We start from the raw sequence: 18561 nt of genomic DNA on the forward strand, positions 1-18561 counted from the left end.
TAAGGTCAAAATGGCTACCTATTCTTAGAGAAATAGGTAGCCATTTTACTTTTATTTTTTATTTTTCGAAAAAATACGTTGCAATTTTTGACTAATATTTTGTGGACGATAAATAACAATATAAGCAACAATGACTGTAATACAGCCGCTTATCAAGCCATATCCTATTTTTTCCCCAATTGTATCATAATTAACTACAGCCATTAAAATAGCTATATAAGCCGTTGTAAAAATGAGTAGTGGTAGTTTTAAATAATCGAATTGTAAATAAGGACTATCCTGTTCTAATGATAATTTGTTGAAATAATGAACTGCCATCACTATCATCAATAACCCAGCAATCAAGTATATAAATCCTAGTACAAGATAATAAGTATTAGACATGTCTTGCGTTTGATCAAAAATGAATCCTTCAAAGTAAGCAAACCATATCAAGGCCGAGCCAGTGAATCCCAACGCAGTGACGACAGATGCTACAACCCGACGAACTAAAACACCTACCACAAGGCCAACACTGTATAGCGCAATCAATTGACTACTATCTAAGAATAAATGTATCATTCTATCTGATATAAAATTTGGATTACTTACTGAGATAGCTACATCAGCAACAAATGTTGTTATAATTGAACCTACAATAAAAGTAAGTAAGGCAGGTAGTAACATTAGACCAATTTTTTTTAAGAAAATGCGTTTTCTAGAAAATGAGCTTGAAAATATAAATTCATTAAATTTAGTTTGCATATCATACATATTAGTAAATATCCCTAATAAGATAGCACCCAGACTAAAAATAACTAGTGCTGTTTTTGCATTTTGAAATGTACCATCATGAATACTTACATCTTTTATTTTAATATTATTTTTTTCATATGTTGCTCTGCTAACTGAACCTATTTTACGATGATCCGCTTTTGCCGAATCTTTTTCACTTTGAACAAACTCTGTATAAGTAAGATTGGCCGCGTCTATTCCCGTAGTGTCAACCGAATTATGTAGTGTAAACCCCATAACAACCACAATAAGTGCAACAAGTGATAAAACAATCCACTTATATCTCTGCCAAATAATCTGATTCAATCTTCTATTAACTGTCACTACTTCCCACCTCCGGTATTTTCTTTAGCCGAAAGACTTGCTCGGAATAAATCTTCCAACGTTAACGGTAATTCTTCGAATAATGCCGGATCTTCAGCTTCAATTTGAGCTTCAATTTCATCTGAATAGTGTTCAAATAAAACAGTGACGACACGACCTTGAATACTCATTGCTCGGCTATTTTCTTTAATGAAAGCTGGAATTTCTTTTGATTTAAACACCAATTGAACTTTTCGTGATTCTGAACGCGTGTCTTCCAAACGATAATCACTCACAATATGTCCATCTTTTAAAACCATTGCGCGATCGATTAATCGATCTAATTCTTCTAAATTATGTGAAGAAATAAGTACACTTCGCTGGTCTTCAGCAACGGCATCAATAATAATTTGGAAAACTTGTTTACGGACAATTACATCTAACCCGTCCAGTGGTTCATCTAAAATAACATATGGTGCACCAGTGGAAAAGGCCAAAATAATATTAAATAATCCTTGCATCCCTTTAGAAAATTGACGATATTTTGTTTGTTTAGGTAGGTTGTATTCTGTGACCCAATTATCATATTTTTGACGATCAAACGTTTGATAAGCGAGTTCATAGAATTCGACAATCTTATCTATTGTGTAGCTGTCTAAAAAATTATTCTGTGTATCTAAATAAAAGAGTTTTTCCTTCAATGATGAATCTTCTTTCATCCATTGATCATCAATTAAAATATCACCTTGATCTGGTATGTATTGGCCTGAAATTGATCTGAATAAGGTTGTTTTACCAACTCCATTACGACCAATTAGACCCACTATTTCCCCTGGGACTAAAGACATATTAATATCATTAAGTATCTCTTTGTCACTAATTTTCTCTGATAAACCTTTAATTTCAAATCCCATTCTTAGTCCTCCTTTTCAAAATACGACTTAACCCAACCCTGAATCTCATCTTCTTGGACACCGAGATAGGTCACTTCTTTAATCGTATCTAACAATGCCTCACGATTTTTTTGGATTTGTCGTTCATCGCGATTGCTCTCATTATTGGCTTTGACATATGTCCCTCGACCTTTAACTGTCACGATTACATCCTGTGATTCTAAAACTTTATACGCTTTACTAACCGTATTTGGATTCATTTCATGAATTTTAGCCATTTCTCTAACTGACGGCAACTTGTCTTCTGTCTGCAAAATTCCTTTAAAAATATCTTCTTTTATACCTGATATCAATTGTTCATAAAACGGTTTACTACTCGTCTTATTAATTTGCAATTATCTCACCTCATCCATGTGTACTATAATACATAGTACACATATTAAATACAACCCTTTTAGACATAAAAAAAGAGATAATAACAAATTGTTATTATCTCTTTCAATTACATTTATTAAACTGTAGCGTTCACAAAGGCTTGGAATAAACCTTCTGGACGTTGTGGTCTTGATAAAAATTCTGGATGGTATTGAGCTGCCACAAAGAATTTATTTTCAGGAATTTCAACAACTTCAACTAAACGATTATCTGGAGATGTTCCAGCAAAAACCAATCCTTTATCAGCAAGTTGTTCACGGTATTCGTTATTAAATTCATAACGATGACGGTGACGTTCTTGGATAACTTCTTGATTATCATAAGCTGCAGCTGCTACCGTTCCTGGTTTTAATTTACATGGATATAAACCAAGACGTTGTGTTCCACCCATATCTTCAACATCTTCTTGATCTGTCATCAAGTCGATAATGTTATGTGGTGTTTCTGGAACAGCTTCAGTTGAATGTGCGCCTTGGAGCCCAACAACGTTACGTGCAAATTCAATACATGCCATTTGCATACCAAGACAAACACCTAAGAATGGAACATTATTTTCACGCGCATATTGAATTGAAAGAATCATCCCTTCAAGTCCACGATTACCGAATCCTCCTGGAACGATGATTCCATCAGCATCTTGCAACGTTTCAACAATATTACTTTCATCTAATTTTTCTGCATCAACCATTGTGATTTTAACATCAGCATCAACAGTGTATCCAGCATGTTTCAATGCTTCGGCAACAGAAATATAAGCATCTGGCAATTTAACATATTTACCAACCAACGCAATATTGATTGTTTTCTTCAAATTTAAAACTTGTGTTTCAAGTTTTTGCCATTCAGTCATATCTGCTTCTGGTGTTGTTAATTTCAAATGATCAACAACGATTTGGTCCATTTTTTGTTTTTGTAACGCTAAAGGAATCGTATATAATGTATCAACATCCATTGATTCAATAACGGCTTCTGGTTCAACATCACAGAAATTAGCTAATTTATTACGCATATCTTGCGAGATATGTTCTTCAGTCCGAACAACCAACATATCTGGTTGAATACCCAATCCGCGTAATTCTTTAACACTATGTTGTGTAGGTTTCGTTTTCATTTCACCTGCAGCTTTTAGGTAAGGAATCAATGTTGTATGAATATAAATAACATTATCTGAACCGACATCAGCTTTCATTTGACGTAATGCTTCAAGGAAAGGCAATGATTCAATATCACCAACAGTTCCACCTATTTCAGTAATTACAACATCAGAATCCGTTGTTGTTCCAGCACGCATAATTTTTTCTTTAATTGTATTTGTAATATGTGGTATAACTTGAACTGTGGCACCCAAATAATCACCACGACGTTCTTTTTGTAAAACTTCTGAATAAATTTTACCAGTCGTTACGTTTGAATATTGATTTAAGTTAATATCAATAAAACGTTCATAATGACCAAGATCTAAATCAGTCTCTGTACCATCATCAGTTACGAAAACTTCCCCATGTTGATAGGGACTCATTGTTCCTGGATCCACATTGATATAAGGATCAAACTTTTGAATAGTAACTTTCAAGCCTCTATTCTTTAATAAACGGCCAAGAGATGCTGCAACAATCCCTTTACCAATTGACGAAACAACGCCACCTGTAACAAATATATATTTGGTCATTATAAATCTCCTTTGGGTTAATTTTTGTGGGGATTCTGTGTTTGTGGCCTGATAGTTATTGTTCATTATGTCTATAAAAAACAACAAGCCCCCTAAGCCGAGTAGAATAATCTAATCAGTGTAGGGAGCTTGTATCAACCGTGCGTTTGTCCTCGCAAGAAATACCTGCGAGGCGCCCAAAAAATATATTACAGGGTTTTGACGAAATCGTCAAGTCCTTTTAATTATTTTCCTCGTCGTCTTCTGCATCTTCATCGGATATTTCAGATAATTGATCTTCAATACCTTCTGGTAATTCTTCTTCATCATCAGAATTACTATCAGCTATTTCATCTAAATCTTTATCATAACCTTTAATTTCTGTATCTTCATCATCATCTTCGTCGTCATCTTCATAAGTTGCATCTAAATCGTCGTCCTCAGGATCATCATCATTGTAATCAATAACGTCATCATCATCAGCGGCATCTGCTAAGAAAGCATTAACTTTCTTACGTTTTTTACGTTTAGGACGATCTTCATCGTCTTCATCTTCTACATGAGCAACAGCTTCATCGATTGAATCGAAGGGATACCATGAACGTAATCCCCATAAGTTCTCTCCAAGTGAAATGAAGCTACCATCAGCATTTAAATCTGTGTAAAATTGTGATAAGCGATCTCTCACTTCTAAATCATTTTTACCAAGATATGTTTGGATTTCATTAGTTAAGTCAGCAAAACCCATGACGTCACCATGTTGCGATAAGATTGCGTGAGCAACCTCGATCATTGATAACTCGTCTTTGTTTTGGCCATCGAATTGTTTAAGCTCCAACTAGCACACGTCCTTTCCAAAAGTCTACTCTTAATCATACATTTTTATGCCGTAAATTGCAATCGTATATTATAGTCTCCCAACAATTCACCGCTTGTTGTTAAGCGATAATCAATATCAAGTGATCCCGAAATTGGTTGGCTATTTAACTGACTTTTTAATTGCGTTGTTTCAATTTCAATTGGAATACGACCATACGCTGTTTTATAAACCCCATTAATTTTTTTTTGCGCTAAAAAAATTAATTTTGTGCGTATATCATCTGTTTCTCGAGTTAATTGAATTTCACCATCATCTTGCAATTTAAAGGTAACTGGATTTTTTTTACCAGACTCTGCGTCTTCTTCTTTATATCTGATATACATCCCATCGCCTAAACGAACGAGTTGTCCCGTTGTTTCGATGACATAGCGTTCAACTTCGCCTTCTTGTGTTTTAATTGTTTCCAAATGGATCGCAATTTGTTTATCTAACGTGATTGCCATACAACTTAATTCCTCCATTCACCTTATCGTTTCACTGTATTATAACTTAGATTTAAATGAATGTCGTTACCTATAATCATCATTATGTCATGACTAAATTACGAATGTTCGTTATAATAGAAGTATTACGAACTTATTTACTATCTAAATTTTCGAGGAGGGATTCTATTGCTCGAACAATCGCCGTTACTTGCTAGAGAAAAAGTGTTACGTGATCCTATTCACGATTACATTTATGTGCAACATCAAGTTATTTTAGATTTAATTAATACTAAAGAATTCCAACGTTTACGCCGAATTAAACAGCTCGGTACAACTTCATTAACTTTTCATGGAGCGGAACATTCACGTTTCACCCATTCCGTGGGTGTTTATGAAATCACACGTCGAATCTGCGATAATTTCCAACGAAATTATCCAAGCAAAGAAGCTGGCGACGGTTTATGGGACGACTCCGAAAAATTAGTGGCGTTATGCGCTGCTCTTTTACACGATATCGGCCATGGTCCATACTCACATACTTTCGAGCACATTTTCAAAACGGACCACGAAGCTATCACTGCTCAAATTTTAACTGATCCATCAACTGAGATTAATCAAGTTTTAGCAAAAGTTTCTGCTGATTTCCCAGAAAAAGTGGCAAGTGTTATTCAAAAAACGTACCCTAATCCACAAGTTGTCCAATTGATTTCGAGTCAAATAGACGCTGATCGAATGGATTACTTATTACGTGATTCTTACTACACTGGTACAAATTATGGTACATTTGACTTAACTCGGATTTTACGTGTGATGCGTCCTTATAAAGGCGGGATTGCATTTGATATCAATGGGATGCATGCCGTTGAAGATTATATTGTCAGCCGATTCCAAATGTACGTCCAAGTTTATTTCCATCCTATTTCTAGATCAATGGAAGTTATTTTAAGTCATTTATTAAATCGGGCTAAATACCTATACGAAAATAATCGCTTAAGTGCCGAGGATTCACCAAAATTATTGATTCCACTTTTTAAAAATGAATTTTCATTAGATGATTATTTACAATTAGATGACGGTGTTTTAACCACTTACTTCACGGAATGGCGTCAAAATACTGATAATATCTTAAGTGACTTAGCTGTCCGTTTCCTGGATCGCAAACCATTTAAATCAATCAAATTTGATGAAGAGACTGTTGATTTATTACCTACTCTAGAACGTCTTATTGAATCAGCTGGCTTTCAACCTGACTACTATACGGCAGAAAATGACAGTTACGACTTACCTTATGATGCCTATGATCCAACCAAAGATAAGCCGCGCACCCAAATCGAATTAGCTCAAGAAGATGGTTCACTTGTTGAATTATCTAGCGTCAGTGACCTCGTTGCTTCTATTACTGGTAAAGTATCAGGCGACCGTCGTTTCTTCTTCCCAAGAGAATTAGTAAAATCAGAGAACGATTTATTCACTGACATTTATACACAATTTAGAACTTATCTTAATAATGATACTTTAATCAACCCAAAGGAGAATACACAACATGACAATTAAATTAATCGCAATCGATATTGACGGTACTCTCGTTAATGATAAAAAAGAAATCGCCCCAGAAACTATTACTACTATTAAAGCTGCTAAAGCTGCTGGCATCAAAGTTGTCCTTTGTACCGGACGTCCTTTAACAGGCGTTACAAAATACTTAGAAAAACTCGGTTTAACATCAGATGATGATTTTGTTATTACTTTTAACGGTGCTTTAGTTCAAGTTTCAGGCTCTGGTGAAGTTTTAATTCATCATACGTTAGATATTAATGATTACAACATAATCGAAGAAACAAGTCGTGAATTAAACGTCCATGTTCATGCTGAAGATCAAGCATTAATGTATACACCTAATGCTGATATCAGTGAATATTCTGTGGCAGAGTCATTCTTAGTTCAAATGCCTATTCGTTTCCGAAAACCTGAAGAAATGGACAAGAATATCGTCATTTCGAAAATGATGTATATTGATTATCCTGAAGTTATTACACGTGTCGTTAAGGAATTACCCGCAAAAATTACCGATAATTATTACTACGTTCAAAGTGAACCTTACTTTTTAGAACTCCTAAACAAAAATGCCAGCAAGGGAAATGCCGTTATGTCCTTGGCTGATAAATTAGGTTTCACCAAAGACGAGGTTATGGCACTTGGTGATCAAGGTAATGATTTATCAATGATCCAAGCAGCAGGTCTAGGTGTTGCCATGGGTAACGCCATTCAAGAAGTTAAAGATAATGCTCAAGCAGTAACTGCTACTAACGTTGAGTTAGGTGTTGCTAAAGCAATCCAAAAATATGCATTAGCTGATTAAATAAATTAAAAACGGACCTAACTTTGAATAATCAAAGTTAGGTCCGTTTTTTTGGCGAATTATCTTCTAAACAACAATCGCATAAATTCTCTAAAAGATAACTTTGATTGCTTAAATTGTTTATATAATGATCCAGCATTTTCTGCAAATCCACCATCTACAAAGTATGCTCCTACAGCAAAACACAAAACGATGATAATACCCAAAAAAATATTCATGACATCATCTCCCTAGTTTAAATAGTCACTAATACAGCAATCAAAATCAATAATGCACCAACAATAAAACAACTACGCATCAATGGTGATATTTTAAGCGGACGATTTTTTTTACTTCCTACACTTTTAACATCAATTTTACGTTCATTATAATCTTCTTTAGATTCACCTTTATCTCGTCGTTTAAACCAGCCAGCGAATAGTTGTGCTTGGCTCAAAATTAATATAATGCCGACTAGAATTAATATAATGCCAATATAAAAATATACATTAGATAAAGAAAAACTATCCCCTCCAACACGGATCCAGATAATCGCAGTAATGATTGCCAGTACACTTAATAAAAATGTGACATTCCTTTTAGCCTGTTTCATGATAGTTAGTTCCTCGCTCGCTTTTAATTTGTGCTTTGATTATATCATTCAAACCTATTAACTCACAATTTTCAGTTCACTTATCCTATAAAATCCGTTATACTTTAAGATACAGTTAACCAAATTAAAGGAGACTCATCAAACATGTTAAAAGAATTTAGAGATTTTATCACTCGCGGAAATGTGATGGATTTGGCAGTCGCTGTTATTATTGGTGGTGCATTTACAACAATCGTTAAGTCTTTCACAACTAACATCATTGGTCCTATCATTGCACTTGTCGTCGGTAAAGTTGACTTGTCAGGGATCGTTCTCACAATTGGTGATACAACTTTCAAAATCGGACAATTTTTAGACGATGTCATTAACTTTATAATCGTAGCCTTTGTTATCTTTATGTTGCTTAAAGGAATCACAGCACTTAGAAATGCAACAAGTAGATCTAATGATAAGGAAGAAGAATCTTCAGAAACGACATTAACACCTACAGAAGAATATTTAAAAGATATCCGTAACTTACTAGCTGAAAGAGATAGTGACTTACCTCGAGAAGCATCAAAAAAAATTGAAGAAAAAATTGCAAAAGAAGACTAAATAATAATTAATAAAAACTTGATTCTGATTTTTAATCGGAATCAAGTTTTTTTATTTTACTTATATTTTATCTTTTTTACATCACATTTTCTTCACAACTACTTGTTATGATAACTTCATACCTTAATTAATAACTTTTAAATTTTAATTTATTTCCCCGAATAAATTAATTTAACTCATAACTAATTTCTCCCCTGAAATTAATTATCTCTACTCCCTTTTTCCGTCAGTCTCCCCGGACTGACGGTTTTTTTATACCCTTAAAATTAAAGTGTATCGACTATAAAATCATAATATTCAAGCGTTATAATCTGTAGTAATAAATAACAATCTAAGATTATTTTGGTCCCCCTTTTTAACATTACGAGTACTGTCTCTAATTAAATATACGTTTGAAGTCTAAGTTTAATGCCCAACCTAATTGGTTATATTCTCAGATTAGACACAAGACTATTCTGAGAATCGATTAGCTCTATAATAAATTAAAAAGAGAAGTCTCCAGATTGATTTCTGATTACTTCTCTTTTTAATTAGTTTTTATTCTATTTTTTTAACTTTTTTTCTAGTTCTAATATCTTTTTTGTTGTTAATTCATTAAGTTTAGCAGAACTAATTATTACTTTTCGTCTAGCTTTCTTATATTTATATAAACATACACATAAGTAAATGTAGAAAGCAATCCAAATACAAAATAATACTAAAGGCATAACAAGATAAACTAGATCATAACTATTCATTATTTTTCCCTTCTAATCTACTTATTTGTTCTTGTTGCTTCTTTTCCACATCATTAAGTTCGGTAATTTCTTTTTTATATTTCCGCATTTTTAAAATCATAAATACAAGCGTACCAATTAATAAAAATATTAATACTTTTATCTCAAATTCTATCATATTCTTCTCCTTCTATATTATTAAGGAACCTACAAAGACTATGAAAATAGTAACTAAAGTTACCCCAAGTTCTGCCCCAACACTAGTTACTGTACTAGACGTACTAAAAGCCATAGATATTTTGGGTAACTCTCCTGCATAATCAAAGTCAGGCTCTCTAAATTTTTTAATATAATATTATAATCTTGTACCGGATATGGATCACTCCCTATTCAATTAGACTCTTCATAAAGTATCTTAATTCCATAAATTATTTCACCTTTAATTAATTGACTAATTATTCAACCCTTATTCAATCAAAATATTATAGAATAGACTTGATAGGTTACAAACAATTCAAATGAATCTTTAATTTTCATTTACCTTCTGCTAGCCTTAAACAGTCTTATAAGTTATAATTTAACAATTCTTGAGCTAAAAGAACCATAGCAACACTTTCTTAAACTATATTTACTACCTTTTAATATACACTTTATCAATTTTAAAGGGTAGTAGAAAAGTTGTATTTAATAATCAGCTCAAATAGTGCTTTATTCTAAGAAAATCTTTATGTAAAAACTACTAAAATATTATATATCCTATACTTTCACCCCACAAAAAAAGTAATCATATTTTATCCTTTTTACGTCACATTTTCTTCACAACTACTTGTTATGATAACTTCATACCTTAATTAATAACTTTTAAATTTTAATTTATTTCCCCGAATAAATTAATCTAACTCATAACTAATTTCTCCCCTGAAATTAATTATCTCTACTCCCTTTTTCCGTCAGTCTCCCCGGACTGACGGTTTTTTATGTTGAATTTGAATACTTTAAGAATAGTAAAAAACAGCCCTAGCATTACCTGCCGGGACTGTCTAAATTAATTTAATTTACCTAGTGATATTCACTTAAAATCACTTTGATAGATATATTTTATATTAGTACCTGGTTTGGACGAAGTTAAAAACACTAAATTAAAAGAACGATTACCAGAGCCTTTTCTAATAATTGCTTTTAAAGTCTTATGATTTATCCCGACATGCAGCGAAGAATCAGATTCACCTTTTTCATTAAGCATATCAGATTGGGTCACATCATAAGAACTATTCATAACAAATAGCCCTCCGAGTGGAAAGTCACCATCTTTTTTTGATTCAATATCGACATCAATACTGTCATTGTAGTAAGCTTCGTCTGAGTCTTTAGTGACGTGATGCTTGATTTTAGTAAATACAAATTTTTCATTTACTATTTTTTGATGATTAGATGTTACAAACACATTCTTAATTTGACTGTTTTTATATTGTTCGGTTACTGCTGCATGAGCATTCCATAACCATACAGCGCTTGCTAGTAAGCAGATGCCTCCCAAAATAAGTAATCCTCTCTGACTTAGTTTCCACGAATTTTTATTTTTCATTTTAGAATAACTCTACCTTCTGAAATGTGAATGATTTTATCACTCACTTCGTTTAAGAAAACACTATCATGATTAGAAATAAGGATTGTTTTCCCTGCTGCTTTTTGATCGATAATTAACTGACGCAAAAAGTCTTTTCCACTATCGTCTAGTGCATTACTAGGTTCATCTAATATTAAAATAGGTGCATCATTGATTAAACAACAAGCAATTGAGGCCCTTTTCTTCATTCCTAATGAATAGTGTTTAATCGCACGCTTATCATTAGGATCTAGTCCAACATAAGTTACCATTTCGTTCAATTCATTCTTAGTCATTTTATGACTATTTAGTTGATTAATTAAGTCCAAGTTTTTAAGAACTGAAAAATCTTCTAACATACCAATACTATCCATAGAAAAAGCAATGCTGCTTGAAAAAAGTTCATCTACTCTGATATATTTTCCATTAACCCAAACTTCACCTTCAGTAGGCTTTACAAACCCAATAATCGTATTAAATATCATGGATTTCCCAGCACCATTTGGCCCACTGAATCCACAAACGATTCCTTCTTCAATTGATAAATTGATATCTACTAAAATATCTTTTTGCTTAATTCTTTTGGAAATGTTTTTCAACTCTATTATTTTCATTTTTACACTACTTTCTTTAAATAAAATCAATATCTTTAATTTTTATAAGTGAGATAATGATGCAACTCAATATAATCGTTAATAAAATTATAATGTTAACCGAATTATGATTAGGGTTAAATCTAGAGAGCATTGTTGCGTCTATAATGGATATGTGAGAAATATAAACATCTAATATTATGACTGCTAAACTCCCTATTAAGGGTAGTATAAAATCATCTAATAAAAATGACGCTGTTGATAACAATACAAGATAGGTGAAACTAAATATAAATAGATAACTATAGAAAGCTAAATGTGAGATACCAAAACCGTTTATAATCACTATCAAAAAATAAAAAAAACTATTATAAATTCCTAACATCAATAAATTGCTAAATAAATAATTTTTATATCCAATATTATGTAGAATTTTAAAATCTGATTTCCATAGTAACATTTGTGAATTTCCAATAGCTAATGCTGGAGAAATCACAAAGATGAACCAAAATAAAGGAAAAGATTCTCCCTCAGTATCTAACGAAGCACCATATAGTAAGCTCGTCATACCACTCACTTGATCTCTTTTGCACAATATGATCATCATCGTTAGCATAATAAAAATGAGCACCGTACGCCATTTAGAATAATAAATCGTTAAATAAATATTTCTAAAAACTAAGATACTGAAAAACTTCAATTTATAGAGTATTCTTTTTTTGATAAAATCCATCTTTGAAAAACCTCCAAAATAATAAAAAAGAGTAGTATAAAGAATATATTTTGAATTAAATATAACGTGTTAACACTATATCCAAGACTGATTATGCCATGATTAAAAAACAATCTAATCCCTCTTTCGTTCAAAAATATTTCTAATTGATAATAACCATAAATTAAAAATAACGATATAATTTTATTTCCTGTGAGGCAATAAAAGGACGCTATTAAATTATAAAAAACATACATTGCGATAAAATAAATAACCATTGTAACTAGCTGATAGCCATTTATATTATATTTTAAATTATCCTTATTTAAAATTAAAAAAAGGATTCCAGAGATAACAAATGCACAAATATATATGGCATAAAAGTAATTCACTTGTACTCTCAAAAAAGAAAAAGGTTTTCTTATATAATACATAATTGGAAATTTAGAACCCTGAAAGGGTAATAATATCAATATTGGAAAGAAAAGAATCATTATATTTTCAATATTTAAACTATTTTGTAGTCCTCCTTGGACTACGTCAATAAAGGAACTATTCTTTTCATTACCTAAAAATAAATAATATTCAAAAAGAGATAAAATAATTAATAAACAGAACGTAAGAATATCTATTACCCAGTCACGAGACCGTTTAGTTTTTAAATATATTTTAAATAATCGCATTACGTTTTACTCCCATAAAATTAAAAAGATAAGCTACAATGAGAACCAAAAACAAAATCCCCATAATAAATGATAAAGGAGGTAGGCCCTCCGCGGGTCCTCCTACCATAGGAAGCGACAAAGGTGCAGCAAGATAAAAAGGAAATACAGCAGCTAAAACACTTATAAATAAGCACAGTAAAAAACTAAAACTAACCACACTATAAATTGTTTTTACATATAAACTAACACTCGCGGCAACTACAGAAAAAACACCTGCGAACAAACCTGCAAGTAAAATATAAAATAAAATCCCCGTATATGATTGCTGGAAAAGGTCCTTCATAAAATATGTTGAATTCGATGCAAGTCCCAGATTATTATTTAATACAGCATCTAATGGTTGATTAGGGAATAAACACCATGCTACTAATAAATCCAATAATAAAGGTAGTATCCCAATCAAAAATCCTGAAATAAAGCTTAAGCTAAATGAATGAATAGAATAATTAATAATTCCCTTTTTTTGTACATATTGTTTAATAAAACCTGTTTGTTTATCCTCGAAGACAATTAGATTCAAACCAATCACTGAAAATAAAGGTAATAACAAATAAAATAAAGCTGAAAAATCGCTACCAGTACCACCTATACCTATCCATGTTGTAATCACAGTAAAAGTTAAATTAGAACCATCTAGATAAGTCCTATTAGGTAACATATCCATAGACACGTGAACTACTATTAAAGCAAAACCCACTAATATGCCATAAAAATATTGTTTCTTCGCCATACGCGACAGCCAATAAGAATTCATTTTTTTCACACCAATCTTTTATTTTAATATAATGCGTAAGAGAGCACATTATTTCTTCTTATCTATCAGGTTTCCAATTACCATCAGCACTACCATATGCATGAATACTATTTACAATATATGCATTGTTTCCTGTTCCATACCACTCTACTAAATAATTAGTTAATTTTGTCTGTCCTTTAGATTTAATAACATATTTTTTTCCTTTAGAAACAGATACATTTCCTGTACGACCAGCCTTATAAGAGTGTCCCCAAGCTTCCACACGTATTTTTCCCGATATCTTTTTGATGTTTAATTCATACGCAGTTTTACTCCACTTTTGAATTCTATAAGTTTCGTCCCAAGGATCATTCCATCTATTAGCAAGATGAACATAATTCGGATTGTTAGCCTCTACACGATCTGAACTTAAAATTGCTATACCAAAAACACATATTGCAACTAAAATAAATGACATTAATTTTTTCATAAAAACTCCTTAAAATTCTCCCTTACGCATTTAATATTATATATAAATAATTAACTCAAAACAATAATATTCAAGTTAAAAAAGACTTTTATAATTTATATATAATATAAAATTAATGCTAATATTAATAAAAAATCACTTTAATGTTGTTTATCATTCTTAGTAAGATCTATTAAGTCCTAAGATATTCAAGTAAACAGACTGCTTACTACTCTAACGTACTAACTACGAGAAGAACTTTCTTCCTTTTTACGTCACATTTTCTTCACAACTACTTGTTATTATAACTTCATACCTTAATTAATAACTTTTAAATTTTAATTTATTTCCCCGAATAAATTAATCTAACTCATAACTAATTTCTCCCCTGAAATTAATTATCTCTACTCCCTTTTTCCGTCAGTCTCCCTGGACTGACGGTTTTTTTATGTCCTAAATTTGGATACAAAAAAAGTTAGACAACATTAGTTATCTAACTTTCTTAACTTTATTTTTCATTATGGAAACGATTTTTAAATAATGGACTAACTGGTTTGTTTTCATGAATTCTCGTGATTGCATCCCCAATTAATTGACCCACTGAAATTTGAACTAATTTATCAATTTTCTTATCTTCAGGTAACTGAATTGAATCTGTTACGATAAATTGCTTAATAGGTGATTTTGCAATTCTTTCAACAGCTGGACCTGATAAAACCGGATGAGTTGCACTTGCGTACACTTCAGTTGCACCGGCATCCATTAAAGCCTGAGCAGCAAGCGTAATTGTTCCTGCCGTATCAACCATATCATCAATTAAGATACAACGTTTGCCTTCAACGGTACCAATAATGTTCATCACTTCAGCAACGTTAGCTTTAGGACGACGTTTATCAATAATTGCAATAGGTGCTTTCAAGAATTCTGCTAATTTACGAGCACGTGTCACTCCACCATGATCAGGTGAAACGACAACAGAATCTTTATCTAATCCTTCGGTTAAGAAGTAGTCAGCTAATAAAGGTGCACCCATTAAATGATCAACTGGGATATCAAAGAATCCTTGAATTTGAGCAGCATGCAAATCAAGCGCTAAAATTCTTGTTGCACCAGCTTTTTCTAACATGTCAGCAACTAATTTTGCTGTAATTGGTTCCCGTGAACGTGCTTTACGATCTTGACGAGCATAACCATAGTAAGGAATAACGACATTAATTGATTTAGCACTTGCGCGACGCAAAGCATCAATCATAATTAATAATTCCATAATATTGTCATTGACGGGTGCAGATGTTGATTGAACAATGTAAACATGATCTCCACGAATACTTTCTTCAATATTAATTCTGATTTCACCATCACTAAAGCGATCTACAGAGGTTTTACCTAATTTAACACCAACAGCATCAGCAATTTTTTCAGCCAATGGTTTATTCGAGTTCAAAGCAAAAATTTTCAACTTTGGATCAAAATAATGTTCTGACATATGTGCCTCCAGTTATTTAATTTTCCCTACTTAAAATTTTAAATATTAATCAAGTAAATTGCAAGTTAAAATCCGATAAGAATTCGCTTACTAATCAATTTCTGGTGCATGAGCTACTGGTAATTTGTCAAAATAACCTTTTTTATTCACTTGACGACCACGAGCAATACCCATATCGTGTGAATCAATATTATCTGTAATTGTTGATCCGGCAGCGATAAATACATGATCACCAACTTCTAGTGGTGCAACTACATTAGATCCACTACCAATAAATGAATGATCACCAATGTTGGTATGGTGTTTATTAACGCCATCATAATTAACAAAAACGACGCCGCAGCCGACATTAATATCTTTACCTAAAGTGGCATCCCCGACATAAGTCAAATGACCAACTTTAGTACTCTTACCGATAGTTGCATTTTTAATTTCTACAAAATTACCGATATGAGCAGCTTCACCAATATGTGCTTGAGGACGTAAGTGACTGTATGGTCCAATGTTACTCATTGTTTCCATTTCAGAATCTTCAAGATATGATGACGTAACAGTTACCTTATCATGAATAATACTATCAATAATTTCAGAATGAGCACCAATGACACAATCTTCACCAATGACTGTATTACCTTTTAAGTAAACGCCTGGTTCTACAATTGTATCTGAACCAATTTTAACATTATATTCGATGTAAGTCGTCTCAGGATCAACTAAAGTCACACCATTGCGCATATGTTTTTCGTTAATCCGGCGTTGCATAACTTTAGTTGCAGCAGATAAAGCCACACGATCATTTACACCCATTGATTCAGAGAAATCTTTCATGCGGTAAGCTGCGACTATCTTACCTTGTTTTTTAAGAATTTCCATAACGTCAGTTAAGTAATATTCACCTTGTGCATTATCATTTGTTACTTCATGTAAAGCTTCAAATAAAGTTTTATTATCAAAACAGTACACACCTGTGTTAATTTCTTGAACATTAGCTTCTTGAATTGTGGCATCTTTTTGTTCAACAATTTTTTCAACAATCCCAATATCATTACGAATAATTCGACCGTAACCCGTTGGATCTTCTGCTTGTGCTGTTAGAACAGTTGCAGCAGCACCTTTTTCTTTATGATATTCAAATAATTCACCAAATGTTTTGGCAGTAAGTAACGGTGTATCACCATTAGCAATAATGGTCATACCCTCTTTATCTTTTAAGATTTTTTCTGCTTGAAGGACAGCATGACCAGTTCCCAATTGTTCTGCTTGAAGAACATATTCTGAGCGATTGCCTAACGTTTCTTCAACCTGCTCAGCACCATGTCCCACAATAGTAACAACTTCATCCATATTATTTGCTTCAATTTCCGATAAAACGTGGTCAACCATTGGACGCCCAGCAATCGGATGTAACACTTTATATAGTTTAGATTTCATTCTTGTACCTTTACCGGCAGCAAGAATAATGGCATATTTAGCAACTGTCATTAGATAGTCTCCTCCAATTATATTCTAATATTCTACCTTAATAATAGCTTAAACCCGTATGCGTTGCAAGATTTCGAATAAATATGCTTACTTTATTCGAAATTAAAAAACACTTGATTTTAAATTATTATTGGAATTTTCTAAAAAAAACTTAATGTTAAATTTAACATTAAGTTTTCATATAAATTATCTATTAACTTTTTATTTTTTAAATGTTTTTGTTAAATAATTTCCTTCACTAACATGAATGGTTTTGTCTGTATGATTAATTTCATCAACTTTTAACAATGAACTATAATCATCAACAATTCGGTCACCACTAAAGGCGCCCTCAGCGAAAACGGAAATACCGACTAAGTTTGCTTCAAACTCTTCGATTAAACTCTTCATTCCGTTAACTGTGCCGCCACCCTTCATGAAATCATCTACGATTAATACGTTAGCACCACGTTTTAAACTACGCTTTGATAATTCCATTTTTTCAATACGTTCACTCGAGCCAGATACATAGTTAACACTAACGGTTGAACCCTCGGTAATTTTTGAATCGCGACGCACAATAACAAATGGCACATTCAAAAATGTTGAGACACTTTGTGCGATGGGTACACCTTTAGTTGCAACTGTCATAACGGCATCAATTTTTTGGTCTAAGTACTCTGTTGCAATCAAGCGTCCTACTTGACGTAAAACGTCAGGACGGCCAAGTAAATCAGATAGATAGACATAGCCACCAGGTAATAACCGATCTTTTTCTGATAACTCCTCAGTCATTGATTCAATAAATTCACGTGCTTCTGCTTCATCAATAGATGGAATAAAACGTGCACCGCCAGCTGCGCCAGGAATTGTTTCTAGCGTTCCCGTGCCTCGCTCTCTAACTGTACGTTTTACAATCGCAAGATCTTCACTGATTGATGATTTAGCTGATTCATAGCGTTTTGAGAAATACGTCAAAGAAACCAACGTATGTGGTCTTTCTAGCAAATAACGAGTCATATCAATTAATCGATCGCTTCTTCTTGTTTTCATATATATATCAGGCCTTTCTTTTAAACATATCTAGTATTCAAAGTGTGATTTTCATTATAACCCGTTTTACCGAATAATAACAGTAAAATGCCAAAATATAA

The 18561-nt window shown here is 32.5% G+C and carries 21 protein-coding genes; 3 read left to right on the forward strand and 18 right to left on the reverse strand.

Annotation, left to right across the window (positions count from 1 at the left end; genetic code table 11):
* Positions 1-51: 51 nt before the first annotated feature.
* The 6 genes from AC1RP4_RS06155 to AC1RP4_RS06180 form a co-directional block, all read right to left on the reverse strand.
* Positions 52-1098: a hypothetical protein gene (locus AC1RP4_RS06155; protein WP_481761771.1), complete on the reverse strand. Its 1047-nt coding sequence runs from the start codon at positions 1096-1098 to the stop codon at positions 52-54.
* Positions 1098-1991 carry an ATP-binding cassette domain-containing protein gene (locus tag AC1RP4_RS06160; RefSeq protein ID WP_481761772.1) on the reverse strand — a complete coding sequence of 298 codons (894 nt, stop codon included), beginning with the start codon at positions 1989-1991 and terminating at the stop codon, positions 1098-1100. The genes AC1RP4_RS06155 and AC1RP4_RS06160 overlap by 1 nt, the downstream gene beginning before the upstream one ends.
* Before the next feature lie 2 nt (positions 1992-1993).
* Entirely contained in the window at positions 1994-2365 is a 372-nt protein-coding gene (locus AC1RP4_RS06165; RefSeq protein ID WP_481761773.1) for a GntR family transcriptional regulator, read from the reverse strand.
* Between the two features lie 116 nt (positions 2366-2481).
* Positions 2482-4074 (reverse strand): CTP synthase, encoded by a 1593-nt coding sequence (locus AC1RP4_RS06170; protein WP_481761774.1) that lies wholly within the window; start codon positions 4072-4074, stop codon positions 2482-2484.
* A 220-nt stretch (positions 4075-4294) separates the two neighbouring features.
* Positions 4295-4891: a DNA-directed RNA polymerase subunit delta gene (gene rpoE, locus AC1RP4_RS06175; protein WP_481761775.1), complete on the reverse strand. Its 597-nt coding sequence runs from the start codon at positions 4889-4891 to the stop codon at positions 4295-4297.
* A 44-nt stretch (positions 4892-4935) separates the two neighbouring features.
* Positions 4936-5376, reverse strand: coding sequence for a YwiB family protein (locus AC1RP4_RS06180; RefSeq protein WP_481761776.1), 441 nt, complete (start codon positions 5374-5376; stop codon positions 4936-4938).
* Between the two features lie 168 nt (positions 5377-5544).
* Here AC1RP4_RS06180 and AC1RP4_RS06185 point away from each other — a divergent pair, with 168 nt between their 5' ends.
* Positions 5545-6912, forward strand: a complete 1368-nt coding sequence (locus tag AC1RP4_RS06185; protein ID WP_481761777.1) for an HD domain-containing protein — start codon at positions 5545-5547, stop codon at positions 6910-6912.
* Positions 6902-7717, forward strand: a complete 816-nt coding sequence (gene yidA, locus AC1RP4_RS06190; protein WP_409021948.1) for a sugar-phosphatase — start codon at positions 6902-6904, stop codon at positions 7715-7717. The genes AC1RP4_RS06185 and yidA overlap by 11 nt, the downstream gene beginning before the upstream one ends.
* Before the next feature lie 59 nt (positions 7718-7776).
* On the opposite strand, the gene AC1RP4_RS06195 is transcribed toward yidA, so the two are convergent.
* Positions 7777-7935, reverse strand: a complete 159-nt coding sequence (locus AC1RP4_RS06195) for a hypothetical protein (RefSeq protein WP_481761778.1) — start codon at positions 7933-7935, stop codon at positions 7777-7779.
* Positions 7936-7952: 17 nt separating this feature from the next.
* Complete coding sequence (locus AC1RP4_RS06200; RefSeq protein WP_481761779.1) at positions 7953-8309, reverse strand: DUF3899 domain-containing protein; 357 nt, start codon at positions 8307-8309, stop codon at positions 7953-7955.
* Positions 8310-8453: 144 nt separating this feature from the next.
* Here AC1RP4_RS06200 and mscL point away from each other — a divergent pair, with 144 nt between their 5' ends.
* Complete coding sequence (gene mscL / locus AC1RP4_RS06205) at positions 8454-8903, forward strand: large conductance mechanosensitive channel protein MscL (RefSeq protein WP_409021944.1); 450 nt, start codon at positions 8454-8456, stop codon at positions 8901-8903.
* A 729-nt stretch (positions 8904-9632) separates the two neighbouring features.
* Here the strand turns inward: mscL and AC1RP4_RS06210 are convergent.
* From AC1RP4_RS06210 to purR, 10 genes are all read right to left on the reverse strand, one after another.
* A complete protein-coding gene (locus AC1RP4_RS06210) occupies positions 9633-9797 on the reverse strand; it encodes a hypothetical protein (RefSeq protein WP_481761780.1) in 165 nt (54 codons plus the stop codon).
* Between the two features lie 891 nt (positions 9798-10688).
* Positions 10689-11204, reverse strand: coding sequence for a hypothetical protein (locus AC1RP4_RS06215; protein ID WP_481761781.1), 516 nt, complete (start codon positions 11202-11204; stop codon positions 10689-10691).
* Positions 11201-11839 (reverse strand): ATP-binding cassette domain-containing protein, encoded by a 639-nt coding sequence (locus tag AC1RP4_RS06220; protein WP_481761782.1) that lies wholly within the window; start codon positions 11837-11839, stop codon positions 11201-11203. The genes AC1RP4_RS06215 and AC1RP4_RS06220 overlap by 4 nt, the downstream gene beginning before the upstream one ends.
* Positions 11840-11855: 16 nt before the next feature.
* The gene (locus tag AC1RP4_RS06225; RefSeq protein WP_481761783.1) at positions 11856-12551 is read right to left on the reverse strand and encodes a hypothetical protein; all 696 of its coding nucleotides are present in this window, start codon (positions 12549-12551) and stop codon (positions 11856-11858) included.
* Positions 12515-13213 (reverse strand): hypothetical protein, encoded by a 699-nt coding sequence (locus tag AC1RP4_RS06230; protein ID WP_481761784.1) that lies wholly within the window; start codon positions 13211-13213, stop codon positions 12515-12517. The genes AC1RP4_RS06225 and AC1RP4_RS06230 overlap by 37 nt, the downstream gene beginning before the upstream one ends.
* Positions 13200-13985, reverse strand: coding sequence for a hypothetical protein (locus AC1RP4_RS06235; RefSeq protein WP_481762649.1), 786 nt, complete (start codon positions 13983-13985; stop codon positions 13200-13202). The genes AC1RP4_RS06230 and AC1RP4_RS06235 overlap by 14 nt, the downstream gene beginning before the upstream one ends.
* 82 nt (positions 13986-14067) lie before the next feature.
* Positions 14068-14481 carry a hypothetical protein gene (locus AC1RP4_RS06240; RefSeq protein WP_481761786.1) on the reverse strand — a complete coding sequence of 138 codons (414 nt, stop codon included), beginning with the start codon at positions 14479-14481 and terminating at the stop codon, positions 14068-14070.
* Positions 14482-14968: 487 nt separating this feature from the next.
* Positions 14969-15946 (reverse strand): ribose-phosphate diphosphokinase, encoded by a 978-nt coding sequence (locus AC1RP4_RS06245; RefSeq protein ID WP_481761787.1) that lies wholly within the window; start codon positions 15944-15946, stop codon positions 14969-14971.
* 90 nt (positions 15947-16036) lie between these two features.
* Complete coding sequence (gene glmU / locus AC1RP4_RS06250; protein WP_481761788.1) at positions 16037-17428, reverse strand: bifunctional UDP-N-acetylglucosamine diphosphorylase/glucosamine-1-phosphate N-acetyltransferase GlmU; 1392 nt, start codon at positions 17426-17428, stop codon at positions 16037-16039.
* A gap of 201 nt (positions 17429-17629) precedes the next feature.
* Complete coding sequence (gene purR, locus AC1RP4_RS06255) at positions 17630-18460, reverse strand: pur operon repressor (RefSeq protein ID WP_409021938.1); 831 nt, start codon at positions 18458-18460, stop codon at positions 17630-17632.
* Positions 18461-18561: the final 101 nt, after the last annotated feature.

Source organism: Dellaglioa sp. CoH-56-MRSF-10 (assembly GCF_056782175.1).

Excerpts from the sequence above, each read along its gene's own strand:
- AC1RP4_RS06160 (WP_481761772.1), bottom strand. The coding sequence starts at position 1,991 with ATGGGATTTGAAATTAAAGGTTTATCAGAGAAAATTAGTGACAAAGAG.
- AC1RP4_RS06170 (WP_481761774.1), bottom strand. The coding sequence starts at position 4,074 with ATGACCAAATATATATTTGTTACAGGTGGCGTTGTTTCGTCAATTGGT.
- AC1RP4_RS06180 (WP_481761776.1), bottom strand. The coding sequence starts at position 5,376 with ATGGCAATCACGTTAGATAAACAAATTGCGATCCATTTGGAAACAATT.
- yidA (WP_409021948.1), top strand. The coding sequence starts at position 6,902 with ATGACAATTAAATTAATCGCAATCGATATTGACGGTACTCTCGTTAAT.
- AC1RP4_RS06195 (WP_481761778.1), bottom strand. The coding sequence starts at position 7,935 with ATGAATATTTTTTTGGGTATTATCATCGTTTTGTGTTTTGCTGTAGGA.
- AC1RP4_RS06200 (WP_481761779.1), bottom strand. The coding sequence starts at position 8,309 with ATGAAACAGGCTAAAAGGAATGTCACATTTTTATTAAGTGTACTGGCA.
- mscL (WP_409021944.1), top strand. The coding sequence starts at position 8,454 with ATGTTAAAAGAATTTAGAGATTTTATCACTCGCGGAAATGTGATGGAT.
- AC1RP4_RS06210 (WP_481761780.1), bottom strand. The coding sequence starts at position 9,797 with ATGATAGAATTTGAGATAAAAGTATTAATATTTTTATTAATTGGTACG.
- AC1RP4_RS06215 (WP_481761781.1), bottom strand. The coding sequence starts at position 11,204 with ATGAAAAATAAAAATTCGTGGAAACTAAGTCAGAGAGGATTACTTATT.
- AC1RP4_RS06220 (WP_481761782.1), bottom strand. The coding sequence starts at position 11,839 with ATGAAAATAATAGAGTTGAAAAACATTTCCAAAAGAATTAAGCAAAAA.
- AC1RP4_RS06225 (WP_481761783.1), bottom strand. The coding sequence starts at position 12,551 with ATGGATTTTATCAAAAAAAGAATACTCTATAAATTGAAGTTTTTCAGT.
- AC1RP4_RS06230 (WP_481761784.1), bottom strand. The coding sequence starts at position 13,213 with ATGCGATTATTTAAAATATATTTAAAAACTAAACGGTCTCGTGACTGG.
- AC1RP4_RS06235 (WP_481762649.1), bottom strand. The coding sequence starts at position 13,985 with ATGGCGAAGAAACAATATTTTTATGGCATATTAGTGGGTTTTGCTTTA.
- AC1RP4_RS06240 (WP_481761786.1), bottom strand. The coding sequence starts at position 14,481 with ATGAAAAAATTAATGTCATTTATTTTAGTTGCAATATGTGTTTTTGGT.
- AC1RP4_RS06245 (WP_481761787.1), bottom strand. The coding sequence starts at position 15,946 with ATGTCAGAACATTATTTTGATCCAAAGTTGAAAATTTTTGCTTTGAAC.
- glmU (WP_481761788.1), bottom strand. The coding sequence starts at position 17,428 with ATGACAGTTGCTAAATATGCCATTATTCTTGCTGCCGGTAAAGGTACA.
- purR (WP_409021938.1), bottom strand. The coding sequence starts at position 18,460 with ATGAAAACAAGAAGAAGCGATCGATTAATTGATATGACTCGTTATTTG.